The sequence below is a fragment of the Novosphingobium sp. genome, assembly GCF_965214355.1.
In the GTDB taxonomy this organism is placed as follows: domain Bacteria; phylum Pseudomonadota; class Alphaproteobacteria; order Sphingomonadales; family Sphingomonadaceae; genus Novosphingobium.
This window is the reverse complement of the sequence record NZ_CBDCBI010000002.1, coordinates 240,682-255,246: the sequence shown is the minus strand read 5'-3', so window position 1 is coordinate 255,246 and position 14,565 is coordinate 240,682. Positions and strand designations below refer to the sequence as shown.

The window sequence follows — 14,565 nt, the reverse complement described above, 5'->3', positions numbered from 1 at the left end:
CGTCCTAACCCGTATCGGACATGATCTGGTTACAGCTTGCTGACCAGTTCGGGCACTGCGGTGAAGATATCCGCGACCAGGCCCAGATCCGCGACCTGAAAGATCGGCGCGTCTTCGTCCTTGTTGATCGCGATGATCGTCTTGCTGTCTTTCATGCCCGCCAGATGCTGGATCGCGCCCGAGATGCCGACCGCGATGTAGATCGCCGGCGCCACGATCTTGCCCGTCTGCCCGACCTGGTAATCGTTGGGCACATATCCGGCGTCAACCGCCGCCCGGCTCGCGCCGATCGCCGCGCCCAGCTTGTCGGCCAGCGGCGTGATCGTCGCGGCAAAGGTTGCTGCGTCTTTCAGCGCCCGGCCACCCGACACGATGATCTTGGCGCTGGTCAGCTCGGGCCGTTCCAGCTTGGCGATTTCCGCGCCAACATACGTCGACAGGCCCGCATCGGTCCCGGCCGCAACCGCTTCGACCGGCGCATTGCCGCCCGTCGCATTGGCCTTGGCAAACGCCGTCCCGCGCACGGTGATCACCAGCTTGGCGTCGGTCGATTCCACGGTGGCGATCGCGTTGCCGGCGTAGATCGGCCGCGTGAACGTCTTTGGCCCTTCGACCGACAGGATGTCCGACACTTGCGCCACATCGACCAGCGCGGCCACGCGCGGCGCGACGTTCTTGCCCGTCGTGGTGGCAGGCGCGACGAACACATCGTATTCGCCCAGCAGCCCGGCGATCAACGGCGCGACGTTTTCCGCCAGCGCATGGGCATAGATCGCATCGTCCGCCTTGAGCACTTTGCTCACACCTTCGATCTGCGCAGCCTCTGCCGCAACGGCATCGACGCCAGAGCCGGCGACCAACGCCACGACTTCACCCAGCTGCGCCGCAGCCGTCACCGCCGACAGCGTCGCGTCCTTCACCGACGCGCCATCGTGTTCGACCCAAACGAGGACCTTGGTCATCTCAGGCAACTCCCATTTCTTTAAGCTTGGCAACCAGCGCGTCGACATCGGCGACCTTGATCCCCGCCTGGCGCACCGGCGGTTCGCCGACTTTCAGCGTCTTCAGGCGCGGCGTCGTGTCCACGCCGTAATCGGCGGGCGTCTTGGTCGCCAGCGGCTTCGATTTCGCCTTCATGATATTGGGCAGCGAGGCATAACGCGGTTCGTTCAGCCGCAAGTCCGCCGTGATCACCGCCGGCAGCGCCAGCTTGACCGTTTCCAGCCCGCCGTCGACTTCGCGCTTCACGACGACGCTGTCGCCTTCGACGCTGATTTCATTGGCAAAGGTGCCCTGCCCGCGGCCCAGCAGCGCGGCAATCATCTGCCCCGTCTGGTTGCTGTCGTCGTCGATCGCCTGCTTGCCGGTGATGATCAACCCGGGCGCTTCCTCGTCCGCGATCGCCTTGATGATCTTGGCGACGGCCAATGGCTCGACCTGGTCCTCGGTCGAGACCAGAATGGCCCGGTCCGCGCCCATCGCCAGCGCCGTGCGCAGCGTTTCCTGCGCTTTTGCAGGGCCCACCGACACCACCAGCACTTCGGTCACCACGCCCTTTTCGCGCAGGCGCAGCGCTTCTTCCACCGCGATCTCGTCGAACGGGTTCATGCTCATCTTTACGTTCGCAAGATCGACACCCGTGCCGTCCGCTTTCACGCGCGGCTTCACGTTGTAATCGATCACACGCTTTACCGTCACCAGCGCTTTCATCGGATTGGGTTTCCTTTGTAGAATCAAGGGCATTCTAATTCGCGTTTACGTTAACGTCAATGCCTCCCCCCCTCCCCTTCAGGGGAGGGGCCGGGGGTGGGGCCTCTCGTCTGCTACCCACGTTCGCATGGTCACACGAGCGTTGGCGAGTGGGGAGAGGCCCCACCCCAACCCCTCCCCTGAAGGGGAGGGGCTTTTTTTGAAGGTTATGCCATTTCCAGGATGATCGCGTCCACCGCCAGGCTGTCGCCTGCGGCGGCGTTGACCACTTTGACCGTGCCCGATTTTTCCGCGCGCAAAATGTTTTCCATCTTCATCGCCTCGACCACCGCCAACGGCTGCCCCGCCTCGACCGTATCGCCTGCCGCAACGTGCAGCGCGACCAGCAGCCCGGGCATCGGGCAGATCAGGAACCGCGACAGGTCGGGCGCAATCTTTTCGATCATGTGCGACGTCAGATGCGCCACCCGCTGCGGCAGCACGTCGATCGCATGGATCGCGCCGCGCGTGGTCAGGCGGAACCCGGTGCGCAGCGGCTCGACTTTCATACTGAGCATGTCGCCATCGATCTCGGCATGCACCATCCGGTCGCCGGGGGTGTATTCCAGATCAAGTTCGAGCTCGGCGCCATCAACCGTCACGCCATCGGCCGCAACCACGACCGCATAGGCGGTCTTGTCGACGGTCACCGACCATTCGCCCGGCGGATCGAGCCGATCGCCCAGTTGCCCGTCGACCCGGCGCGCGCGATCGGCGCGCGCGCTGGCCAGAAAGCCGGCGATCGCAGCCAGGCTGCGCTGCAGTTCGGGGCTGGCCGGCGCGCCGTGGAACCCGTCGGGGTATTCCTCGGCAATAAACCCGGTGGTCAGTTCGCCCGCGCGAAACCGCGGATGCTGCATGATCGCGCTGACAAAATCGATATTGTGGCCCAGCCCCTCGATGTCGAAGGCATCGAGCGCGGCGACCTGCTTGTCGGCGGCCTCGTCGCGCGTCGCGCCCCAGGTCACCAGCTTGGCAATCATCGGGTCATAGAACATCGACACTTCGCCGCCTTCATAGACGCCGTCATCAACGCGGATGCCGTCGATCCCGCGCCGGCCGTTCGCCGCGCCATCGTCGGTCCAGCCCGGCACCGGCGGCGAATAATGCACCAGCCGCCCGGTCGAGGGCAGGAACCCGCGATACGGATCTTCGGCATAGACGCGGTTTTCGATCGCCCAGCCGTCGATGCCGATATCGTCTTGCGTAAACGCCAGTTTCTCGCCCGCGGCAACGCGGATCATCTGTTCGACCAGGTCGATCCCGGTGATCGCCTCGGTCACCGGATGTTCGACCTGCAACCGGGTGTTCATTTCGAGGAAATAAAAGCTTTCGCCCGTCGGGTCCGCGCCCGACACGATCAGTTCGACCGTGCCCGCGGAATAATAGCCGACCGCGCGCGACAGCGCGACGCACTGTTCGCCCATCGCCTTGCGCATCGCCGGGCTGACGAATGGCGAAGGCGCTTCCTCTACCACTTTCTGGTGGCGGCGCTGGATCGAGCATTCGCGCTCGTTCAGGTACAAAATGTTGCCGTGCTGATCGCCCAGGATCTGGATTTCGATATGGCGCGGGTTGAGGATGAATTTCTCGATAAACACGCGGTCATCGCCGAACGAATTGAGCCCCTCGCGCTTGGTCGCCTCGAACCCCTCGCGCACGTCCTTTTCGCTATGCGCCAGGCGCATGCCTTTGCCGCCGCCGCCGGCCGAGGCCTTCATCATCACCGGATAGCCGATTTCGGTCGCAATCCGCACCGCATGCTCGGTGTCCTCGATCTCACCCACAAAGCCGGGCACGACGTTGACATTGGCGGCCTTGGCCAGTTTTTTCGATTCGATCTTGTCGCCCATGGCCGCGATCGCGCCCACCGGCGGGCCCACAAAAGCGATGCCTTCGTCGGCCAGCGCCTGGGCAAAGCTGGTGCGTTCGGACAGGAAGCCATAGCCCGGGTGCACCGCATCGGCGCCGGTCTGTTTGCACGCAGCGATGATCTTGTCCGCGATCAGGTACGACTGCGCGGCGGGCGCGGGGCCGATGTGCACCGCCTCATCCGCCATGCGCACGAACGGCGCGCGCGCATCGGCATCGGAATACACCGCGACCGTCGCGATGCCCATGCGGCGCGCCGTCTTGATCACGCGGCAGGCAATTTCGCCCCGGTTGGCAATGAGGATTTTCTTGAACATTTATGTGTTCACTTTGCGATTGAGCAAGGAGAAATTCCCGCCTTGACCGTCGCCCCGGGCTTGACCCGGGGTCCCGCTTTTTGGCGAAGTCGCAGAAGGCAGCGGGACCCCGGGTCAAGCCCGGGGCGACGAAAGATCAGGTCGTGCGAGAGCGGCAAATTCACTCCGCCGCCTCGAGCGCTTCACCCGCCGGAGGCATATTGTGCCCCAGCAGGCGCAGCATGTCGGCGGCGCATTCGACCACGTTCGACCCGGGGCCGTAAATACCCTGCACCCCGGCTTCGCGCAGGAATTCGTAATCCGACGCCGGAATCACCCCGCCAGCGACAACCTTGATATCGCTGCGCCCGGCATCGCGCAGCAGGCCGATCAGTTCGGGGATCAGCGTCTTGTGCCCGGCGGCGAGCGACGAGGCGCCGATCGCGTCGACATCGTGTTCCAGCGCCAGCGCCACCGTTTCGGGCGGGGTCTGGAACAGCGGCCCGCTGACCACGTCGAACCCCATGTCCGCAAACGCCGACGCAATCACATTGGCGCCGCGATCGTGGCCATCCTGGCCCATCTTGGCGACCAGCACGCGCGGGGTATGCCCGATCCGCCGCGCGACTGCGACCACGCCGTCGACGACCTGTTGGTACCGGCTATCGCCTTCATACGCCGCGCCGTACACGCCCTTGACCGGGGTCGGCCAGGTGCCGTGACGGCCGAACACCGCTTCCATCGCGTCGGAAATTTCGCCCAGCGTGGCACGATGCCGCGCCGCCTCGACCGCCAGTTCCAGTAGATTGCCCTGCCCTCGCGCGCCCTCGGTCAGCGCAGCCAGTGCAGCCCGGCACTTCGCCTCGTCACGGGTGTCGCGCACCCATTTCAGCCGGGCGATCTGCCCTTCGCGCACCGCGTGGTTGTCGATGTCGAGCGTGTCGATCTTGTCTTCGCTGGGCAGGCGGTACTTGTTCACGCCCACGATCACGTCCTCGCCGCGATCGACGCGTGCCTGGCGCCCGGCAGCGGCTTCCTCGATCATGGCCTTGGGCCAGCCGGCGGCGACCGCCTTGGCCATGCCGCCCTCGCCCTCGACGCGTTCGATGATCGTCCACGCCTGGTCGACCAGCTGCTGCGTCAGCGCCTCGATGTAATACGACCCGCCCAGCGGATCGACCACATTGCACATGCCCGTCTCTTCCTGGATCACGATCTGCGTGTTGCGCGCGATGCGCGCCGAAAATTCGGTGGGCAGCGCGATCGCTTCGTCGAGCGCATTGGTGTGCAGCGACTGCGTGCCGCCCAGCATCGCGGCCATCGCCTCGACCGTGGTACGCACGACGTTGTTGTACGGGTCCTGTTCCTGCAGCGACACGCCCGAGGTCTGGCAATGCGTGCGCAGCATTTTCGACCGCTCGTCGCCCGCGCCCAGATTGGTCATGACCCGGTGCCACAGCACGCGCGCGGCGCGCAGCTTGGCCACTTCCATGAAGAAATTCATGCCGATCGCAAAAAAGAACGACAGGCGCCCGGCGAACTTGTCGATATCCAGCCCCGAGGCGACGCCGTATTTCACATATTCCATGCCGTCGGCGATCGTGAAGGCCAGCTCCTGGACTTGCGTCGCGCCGGCTTCCTGCATGTGATAGCCGGAAATCGAGATCGAATTGAACTTGGGCATTTCGCGGCTGGTATAGCCAAAGATGTCCGAGATGATCCGCATGCTCGGCTCGGGCGGATAGATATAGGTGTTGCGGACCATGAACTCCTTGAGGATGTCGTTCTGGATGGTCCCGTCGAGCAATTTGCGATCGACGCCTTGTTCCTCGCCCGCGACGATAAAGAACGCCAGGATCGGGATGACCGCGCCGTTCATGGTCATCGACACCGACATCTGGTCGAGCGGAATCCCGTCGAACAGGATCTTCATGTCCTCGACACTGTCGATCGCCACGCCCGCCTTGCCGACATCGCCGGTGACGCGCGGATGATCGCTGTCATAGCCGCGATGCGTCGCCAGATCGAATGCGACCGACAGACCCTTCTGCCCGGCGGCGAGGTTGCGGCGATAGAACGCGTTCGACGCTTCGGCGGTCGAAAAGCCGGCGTATTGCCGGATCGTCCAGGGCCGCCCGGCATACATACTGGCGCGCACGCCGCGCGTGAATGGCGCGAACCCGGGCAGGCCGGGATCGATGGTCACGTCGTCGGCGGTATACAGCGGCTTGACCGCGATCCCTTCCGGCGTGTGCCACGTCAGGTCCTTGCCCTTGACCTCCCTGGCGGCCAGTTTCTGCCAGTCGTCATACGTGGCCATGGACAGTTCCTCGATCAACGTTGTGCGTGGGGGACGCGCCTAACCCCTCCATCGTCATTCCCGCGAACGCGGGAATCCAGGCCCCACACTCGCGGTGACGTGGCACGTCGCCGCACGGTCCGAGCTGGATTCCCGCGTTCGCGGGAATGACAAGGTCTGTGGGGAGAGGACAGAAATCAGTGCGCATCTTTCGGCACTTCCATGATTTCGGTGAGCTGCCCCAGCATGTCCTTGGGGTGCAGGAAAAAGATCGGCGTGCCGTGCGCGCCCGTACGGGTGGGGCCAAGAATGCGCTTGCCCTGCGCAGTGAACCATTCGCGCGCCGCTGCGATATCGTCGACTTCGTAGCACAGATGATGCTGTCCGCCGGCGGGGTTCTTCGCGATGAAGCTCGCGATCGGGCTGGTTTCGCCCAGTGGTTCGATCAGCTCGATCTGCGTGCCGCCGTCCGTGCCCAGGGCGCCGCTGTCGTGCGGGGTGCTGACGAACGCGACTTTCACGCCCTGTTCGGGCAAGTCGAACGGCGCGGTGATCAGGGTCGCGCCCATCACATCGCGGTAATAGGCGATGGCATCCTGCATCGAAGGCACCGCCACGCCGACATGGTTCAGGCGTCCCAATTTCATGCGGAAAATCCCTCAGTCACACACAACATCCGCTCATCCTGAGCCTGTCGAAGGACACGCGCCGACCGTGGGCTTGGCGCCCGGACCCGCATCAGGTTCGACTGTCGCGCGTGTGCTTCGACAGGCTCAGCATGAGCGGGCGTGGGAGTGAGCGAGGGCGTGGAAGCAAGAGCGCCCGCGCCTTCACAGCGGAATGTTGTCATGCTTCTTCCACGGATTCTCGAGCGCCTTGTGTCGCAATTTGCGCAGGCCCAGCGCGATGCGGCGGCGCGTCGAATGCGGGTGGATCACCTCGTCGATGAAACCCTTCGACGCCGCCACGAACGGATTGGCAAAGCGGTCCTCGTATTCCTTCGTCTTCTGCGCGATGCCCGCCGCGTCCAGCCCGCGGAAGATGATCTCGACCGCGCCCTTGGCGCCCATCACCGCGATTTCGGCGGTCGGCCAGGCGTAGTTCAAATCGCCGCGCAGATGCTTCGACGCCATCACGTCATACGCCCCGCCATAGGCCTTGCGCGTGATCACGGTGATCTTCGGCACGGTCGCTTCGGCGTAGGCAAACAGCAGCTTGGCGCCGTGCTTGATAATGCCGTTATGCTCTTGCGCGGTACCGGGCAGGAACCCGGGCACATCGACGAACGTCACGATCGGAATCTCGAACGCGTCGCAGAACCGCACGAACCGTGCGGCTTTCTTCGACGAATTGATATCGAGCACGCCGGCCAGCACCAGCGGCTGATTGGCGACGACGCCCACGGTGCGCCCCTCGATCCGGCCAAACCCGCATATCACGTTCGCGGCGTGTTTCGGCTGGATCTGGAAAAAATCACCCTCGTCGACCACTTTGCGAATGACTTCGAGCATGTCGTACGGCGACGACGCCGACGCCGGAATCACCGTATCCAGGCTTTCGTCCAGCCGGTCCCACGGATCGCTGCTCGGGCGTACCGGCACGCCGGTCTGGTTGGTCAGCGGCAGGAAGTCGAAGAATTCGCGCACCGCGAGCAGCGCGTCGATATCGTTTTCGCACGCCAGGTCCGCCACCGAAGTTTTGGTCGTATGCGTGATCGCACCGCCCAGTTCCTCCTGCGTTACGATCTCGTTGGTCACGGTTTTGACCACGTCGGGCCCGGTGACGAACATGTAGCTGCTATCCTTCACCATGAAGATGAAGTCGGTCATCGCCGGCGAATAGACCGCCCCGCCCGCGCACGGACCCATGATCAGCGACAGTTGCGGCACCACGCCCGAGGCGAGCACATTGCGCTGGAAGATCTCGGCATAGCCGCCAAGGCTGGCCACGCCCTCCTGGATGCGTGCGCCGCCCGAATCGTTTATGCCGATCACCGGCGCGCCGACTTTCATCGCGGTGTCCATGATCTTGCAGATCTTCATCGCGTGGCGTTCGGACACGGCGCCGCCAAACACCGTGAAATCCTGCGAAAACACATAGACCAGCCGGCCGTTGATCGTGCCCGAGCCGGTGACCACGCCGTCGCCGGGGATAACCGTGTCGGGCATGCCGAAATCGACGCAGTTGTGTTCGACGTAAGCGTCGGTTTCTTCGAAGCTGTCTTCGTCGAGCAGGATCGACACGCGTTCGCGCGCGGTCAGCTTGCCCTTGGCATGTTGCGCATCGATGCGGCGCTGGCCGCCACCCAGATGCGCGGCATCCCGGCGTTTTTCCATTTCGGCGATGTTTGCGGACATGCGGCTGCCTTTTACGCGAAAATACGATTGCGTGTCGCTAGCCGCTTTGCCGTCGGACTGTCCAATGTTAATCTGCGAAGTTGCAAAGCTGTACTTTGCAAATATTCGGGATATTTCCATGACCACGCGCCAACGCCTGTTTGCCGGAAAGCCCTTGCGCGCATTGCGCCAGCGTCGCGGCATGCGCCAGGCCGAGATGGCCGGCACGCTGGGGATCAGCGCGTCATACCTGTCGCAGCTGGAAAACGACGAGCGCCACCTGACCCCGGCGCTGACCGATGCCTTGCGCACGGCGTTTCCGTTCGACTGGGCAGACCTGGCGCCCGCGGACGGCGATGCGCTGGTCCGCGCGCTGCACGATGCCCTTGCCGATCCGCAATTGCCGGGCGACGTGCCGGGCGAAACGATCGAGCGGCTGGCGCGGCAGTTTCCCGGATTTGCGGAGAAATTCATCGCCCTGCACGCGCTCCATGCGCAAACGCGGGTGCGGCTCGACATGCTGGACGAAACCATCGGCACCAGCATGGGTGGGGATGGAGCGGGTGGGGGCGGGCGCCTGCCCTGGGAAGAAGTGCGCGACTGGTTTCACCACGCCAACAACTATGTCGATCCGCTCGATCGCGCGGCCGAGGCGCTGGCGGCGCAGATCGCGGGCGATGACCTGTCGCCGCGCGTGCAATCGATGCAGGCGTGGCTGCGCCACAACGGGGTCAGCATCGCGTGGAACAGCGGCGGCCCGATGCGGCGGTTCGACCCGTTGCGCAACCATGTCGAGCTCGATTCGAACCAGCCGATCGAAAGCGGGCGGTTTCAGCTGGCCTACCAAGTGGCGGCGCTGGCGCTGTCGGGCCCGATTGCCGACATCGTCGCGGCGACCCCGTTGCACAGCGCGGCGGCGCGGCATTTGCTGACGATCGGGCTTGGCAATTACGCGGCGGGCGCGTTGCTGATGCCGTATGAGCGGTTTCGCACCGCCGCGCGCGAATTGCGCCACGATATCGACCGGTTGCGGCTGCTATTCCACACCAGTTTCGAACAGTGCTGCCACCGCCTGTCGACGCTGCAGCGCCCGCGTGCGCGCGGCATCCCGGTGTTTTTCTGCCGCGTCGACATGGCGGGCAACATCACCAAGCGCCATTCGGCCACGCGCCTGCAATTCGGCCGCTTTGGCGGCGCATGCCCGCTGTGGATCGTGCACGAGGCGGTCGCCATCCCCGATCGCATCCATGTGCAGCTGGCGCAGATGCCCGACGGCATCCGCTATGTCTCGGTCGCCAAGGGCCTGGTGAAGCCATCATCGAGCTATTACCGCCCGCCGCGTCGGTATGCCGTCGCGCTGGGGTGCGAGGCGACGCATGCCGCTGAATTCATCTATGCCGACGGGCTGAACCTGGCATCCGACGATGCCGTCGCGCAGATCGGCACATCATGCCGCACCTGCCCGCGCACGACATGCGACCAGCGGGCGTTTCCCCCCAGCGACAAGGCGATCGAGGTCGATCCGATGCGGCGCGATCTGGTGCCGTACCGGATTGTGGGGTAACCCAGCGCATGACTGCGGACAATGCACTGAACGATGCCCGTCGCGCGCTGGCGCAGGGCGACTTTGCCCGCGCCGCGCGCATGGCCGAGGCGGCGGGCCGCGCCGATCCGCACAGCGCCGAACCCTATTTCATCATGGCCATGGCGCTCGCCGAAACCGGGCACGTCGCGCACGCACTGGGGCGCGTGCAGCGCGCGACCGCGCTTGACCCCGACAACGCCGAATATCGGGCGCAAGATGCGCGCCTGCTGATCCTGCTGCAACGCGATGCCGAAGCACGCGTGGCCGCGACCCGCGCCGTCGCGCTTGGTTCCGAAGACCCGCTGGTGCTCGATACGATCGGTTGCGTGCTGGCACGGCTGGGCGACCATGGCGCGGCGCTGCCGCTGTTCGAACGCGCGGTGGCGGCGCGCCCCGACACTCTGTCATTCCGCTTCAACTATGCCAGCAGCCTGGGCTTTTTCGGACAGGCGGAGCAGGCCGGCGCGCAATACGAGGCGATGATCACGCGCGACCCGGGCAATGGCCAGGCGCATTACGGCCTGGCCGGCCTGTCCCGGCAGACCCCCGCGCGCAACCACATCCCCCGGATCGAGGCGGCGATCCCGCGCGCGCGCGACCATGCCGCGTTCGTCCGGCTGCACTACGCTGCGGCCAACGCGCATGAGGACCTGGGCGCAAACGATGCTGCCTTTGCGCATCTGGACGTGGCCAACCGCGCGCACAAGGCCCGCATCGGGTACGACCCGCAAACCGATGCGGCATTGGTCCGGGCGTTGCGCACGGCATTTGAACGGCCCGGCTATTTCACCGGGCCGGGCCTGCCCGGCGCCGCACCGATCTTTGTCGTCGGCCTGCCGCGCACCGGCACGACGCTGGTCGAACGCATTCTGGCGGCGCATCCGCGGGTTCGTTCGCTGGGTGAATTGCAGGCGATGCCGCTGGCGGTAAAACGCCTGTCGCAAAGCCCGTCGCGCCTGGTGCTGGATGCGCAGACCATCGCCGGCGCCGCCGGCCTGACCCCGCGCGATGTGGCGCAGGCCTGGCTGGATTGTGCACAGGCGCAGGCGGGCGCGCCGGGCGGCGCGCGCCTGCTCGACAAATTTCCCCTCAATTTCCTGTATATCGGCTTTATCGCCCGCGCGTTTCCCGATGCGCGGATCGTGTGCCTGCGCCGCCATCCGCTCGACAGCGTATGGAGCAATTTCAAGCATCTGTTTGCGCTCAATTCACCGTATTACGGCTTCAGCTACGACCTGCTCGACACCGCGCGCTATTATGCGCTGTTCGACGGCATGATGGCATTCTGGCGCGACCGGTTTCCGGGCCAGGTGATGGAGCTCGGTTACGAAGCGCTGCTGGCCGATCAGGAAGGGCAGACCCGCGCGTTGCTGGCGCATTGCGGGCTGGACTGGGACCCGGCCTGCCTGGAATTTCACACCGCCCGCGGCGCTGTCGCCACGCCCAGCGCGCAACAGGTGCGCCGCCCGATCAACCGCGATTCGGTGGATCGGTGGAAGGGGTATGCGGAACATCTGGCGCCGGCGATGGCGTATTTGCGCGACCAGGGGATCGGCTTGGGGAATGAGCCCGTTTAATGCCGGCTCGACATGCTTCCGGCGGCCAAGGGCCAACGCCCTTGGATTCCGTTACCGCCTTGACTTTGCGATCAGAACACCTTGCTCAATTCGATACCCGCCCGGCGCGGCGTTGCCACGCTTTGCGTATAATAGCGCGAGGCGAAACCGCTATCGATGATGCGGCTACTCAGATTGTTGCTGACCCCGGTGATGGCGTATTTGTCGAACAGGTTGTCGGCGTACACCTTCATGATGAACCCCTGATCGGTGAATTTATATCCGATCGAAGCGCGACTGGTTACATATGCGGGTAGGACCTGACCAAACCCCTGGTTGCCTGGCCGCGTGTAGACGTCCCCGTTGTAGGTGGCCGACATATTGAAGCTGAGAATATTGATACCGACCGGGACACTGTAATCGACATCAAGGTTGCCGGAATTCTTGGCGGAGCCGGGCAGGCGATCGCCGGCTGCGGCCGCTATTTTAATGTAGCCGCCATTGCCATAGTGGATCAATCCCGGAACATCCTGGGTGAGATGGGCGTCGTTGTACGCATAGTTGCCACTGATCGTCAGAGCGGACGTGGGCCTGGCGACGAATGTCAGTTCGACACCCTTGGATACGGCTTTCCCGCCATTGACGGTAATGCCGATCGCACCATTTTCGGTGACGCTGCCCAACTGGATACCATCCCAATTAATCGTATACGCAGCAAGTGACCCGTGCAATTTCCCGCCGAACAGCGAATACCGCACCCCGATTTCCTTGTTGTATGTCGTATCCGGCCCGAAGGACTGCTCATTGGGAAGTGCGCACAGGAACTGGAGCGACGGGTTTGCCGCCTTGCGCGCCGCGATGTCGGTCGGACAGGGCGCCACATCGTTTACCCCACCAAGGCGATACCCTTTTGAAAATGTGAAATATGCCAAAAGTGCACTGCTGATTTTATAGGAGGTGTTGGCTTTCCACACCGCGCCGCTTTTCGACGTACTGCCCGTGCTGCCGGCATAATTCACTTCAGGGTAGGGGGAATAGAGCGGCAGCGTCGAACCGCCATCGACGAACGCCTTGTAATGAAAATACCGGCCGCCGGCGGTTACCTGAAATTTCGATGTTAAATTGAACGTCGCTTCGCCGTAAACCGCCTTTTCGTCGTTCGAACTGCGTACATAAGACGCATATTCCCATTCGTCTGGCCGATTGTACTGATTTTCCTGAAAATAGGTGCTGTTTGCCTCGGCCCAGGCTGGAAATCCGGGAACGACTTCGTGATAATTGCTGGCGTAATTCATCTTGTTGTAAAAGCCGCCCAGCGTCCAGCTGAACGGGCCGCCATGCTTTGATACCAGTCGCAATTCCTCGTTGAACTGGGTGCGGCTGGACTGCTGCTCGTTGTAGCTCGTAAAATTTGGAAACTGCTCGTAACCGTAATTGAGATCGAGCAGCAGGTCTGTGTTATCGCCCTGATGTGCGTATTTCTGCTTGGTCCATGCGGTATCGGACACCAGCTCGGCAAAATGGCCGAGATCGCCTTCCACTTCGATCGCATAGAGATCGGACGTACGATGGGTCGGTTCAAGGTACCGCTTCGATGCTTGATAACGCCCGGTACCGAGCACGCCCCCGCTGTTGATCTGGTCACCGTTGGTGTCTGTGATCTGATGCGCCCATGTCAGATACGCGCGCAAGCCATCGACCGGAAAAAGCCCAAGCGTATGCCGCATCGAGAATGTGTCTTCGAAATTCACACCTCGATCAGTGTGTACGTTGGCGGCATTCTGCGCCGCGGTGGCGTTGTTGGTGCCCCAACCTGCAGGCGCCGCCCCGGTCGCCGGGTTGACCCCGATGACAGTGGGGCTCTGGCTTAAGGAAGACGGTTGCTGGGTGTAATCGCCGATGAGGCCACCGGGCTGCGGATTGGAGATGCCTGGCTGGTTGACCAGCCCGACATAATCGATGAAGCCCGGGTTATCCCAATACCCGACCGACGACCGAAGTGCGACTTTGCCCGCGATAAGCGGGATATTGACCGTAAAATTGACTTGAGCGCCCATTTCATGCGCGTGGCTCTCACCGAATATGCGCATATCGGCATTGCCTTCCCACTTGTCGGGATTGGGTCTGTTGGGCAGATAGCGGATTGCGCCAGCCAAAGTGCCTTCGCCGTAAAGCGTCCCTTGCGGCCCCAGCAGCGTTTCGACGCGGGCGATGTCCATGAACTTGAAATCGGCATAGATCGGCGTTTCGCCGAGATAAATCGCCAGCGCATTGTCGTAATTGTTGCCCGACGACTGTGTGTCGTCGGCAGACAGACCGCGCATGATGATCGTGCCGTTCGCACTCGGGCCGGTGTCCTTGATCGTCAGGCCGGGCGTCACCGCACCCAGGTCGCGGACATCGTCGATATGTTGATCCTGCAGGGCCTTTGCCGATACCGCGCTGATGTTGATCGGCACATCCTGCAAAGACGTCGATCGTCGCGTCGCCGTGACAACGATCGATTGATCGTCGGATGCAGCAGATGCAGGTGCCGGCGCTTGCGCGCCATCGGGCGTGGCAGCGCGGACGGCAATCGGACCCAGCCCGGCAGGGACAGTCGCGCACAGCAGCGCCAGACGGAATGCAGTTCGGCTTTTCATGAAACCCCCGGTCGCGATGTCTTCCTTCCCAAGCGGTATTTCCCGCGCGATCACCCGGCTGCGTCAGCCCGGCGCGTGGCCTCTGCGTGCCAACCCCCCTTGCGGGAGTGCGGATTATGCAAGGGTATGTCCGGCTCTTTACCCATCACGCTAGATGGCAATTTTCGATGATTGGCATAATTTTGGTCTATGGCTGATGCCGATTGACCCGCGCAAGAACTCCAAATACG

Annotated in this window: 9 protein-coding genes; 2 read left to right on the top strand and 7 right to left on the bottom strand. The window is 63.4% G+C overall.

What is annotated here, in order from left to right; translation table 11 throughout:
• Positions 1 to 29: 29 nt before the first annotated feature.
• The 6 genes from ACOOE2_RS01735 to ACOOE2_RS01710 form a co-directional block, all read right to left on the bottom strand.
• On the bottom strand, positions 30 to 962 hold the full coding sequence (locus tag ACOOE2_RS01735) for an electron transfer flavoprotein subunit alpha/FixB family protein (protein WP_420381304.1): 933 nt from the start codon (positions 960 to 962) through the stop codon (positions 30 to 32).
• A 1-nt stretch (position 963) separates the two neighbouring features.
• Positions 964 to 1,710 (bottom strand): electron transfer flavoprotein subunit beta/FixA family protein, encoded by a 747-nt coding sequence (locus ACOOE2_RS01730; protein WP_420381303.1) that lies wholly within the window; start codon positions 1,708 to 1,710, stop codon positions 964 to 966.
• A 206-nt stretch (positions 1,711 to 1,916) separates the two neighbouring features.
• Entirely contained in the window at positions 1,917 to 3,938 is a 2,022-nt protein-coding gene (locus ACOOE2_RS01725; RefSeq protein WP_420381302.1) for a biotin carboxylase N-terminal domain-containing protein, read from the bottom strand.
• 160 nt (positions 3,939 to 4,098) lie between these two features.
• Positions 4,099 to 6,237 carry a methylmalonyl-CoA mutase gene (gene scpA / locus ACOOE2_RS01720; RefSeq protein ID WP_420381301.1) on the bottom strand — a complete coding sequence of 713 codons (2,139 nt, stop codon included), beginning with the start codon at positions 6,235 to 6,237 and terminating at the stop codon, positions 4,099 to 4,101.
• A gap of 176 nt (positions 6,238 to 6,413) precedes the next feature.
• On the bottom strand, positions 6,414 to 6,863 hold the full coding sequence (mce, locus tag ACOOE2_RS01715; protein WP_420381300.1) for a methylmalonyl-CoA epimerase: 450 nt from the start codon (positions 6,861 to 6,863) through the stop codon (positions 6,414 to 6,416).
• Between the two features lie 183 nt (positions 6,864 to 7,046).
• Positions 7,047 to 8,573 carry an acyl-CoA carboxylase subunit beta gene (locus ACOOE2_RS01710; protein ID WP_420381299.1) on the bottom strand — a complete coding sequence of 509 codons (1,527 nt, stop codon included), beginning with the start codon at positions 8,571 to 8,573 and terminating at the stop codon, positions 7,047 to 7,049.
• 118 nt (positions 8,574 to 8,691) lie between these two features.
• Between ACOOE2_RS01710 and ACOOE2_RS01705 the strand changes: the two genes are divergently transcribed.
• Positions 8,692 to 10,116: a helix-turn-helix domain-containing protein gene (locus ACOOE2_RS01705; RefSeq protein WP_420381298.1), complete on the top strand. Its 1,425-nt coding sequence runs from the start codon at positions 8,692 to 8,694 to the stop codon at positions 10,114 to 10,116.
• Between the two features lie 8 nt (positions 10,117 to 10,124).
• Positions 10,125 to 11,714, top strand: a complete 1,590-nt coding sequence (locus ACOOE2_RS01700) for a tetratricopeptide repeat-containing sulfotransferase family protein (RefSeq protein WP_420381297.1) — start codon at positions 10,125 to 10,127, stop codon at positions 11,712 to 11,714.
• Between the two features lie 71 nt (positions 11,715 to 11,785).
• On the opposite strand, the gene ACOOE2_RS01695 is transcribed toward ACOOE2_RS01700, so the two are convergent.
• On the bottom strand, positions 11,786 to 14,335 hold the full coding sequence (locus ACOOE2_RS01695; RefSeq protein ID WP_420381296.1) for a TonB-dependent receptor: 2,550 nt from the start codon (positions 14,333 to 14,335) through the stop codon (positions 11,786 to 11,788).
• Positions 14,336 to 14,565: the final 230 nt, after the last annotated feature.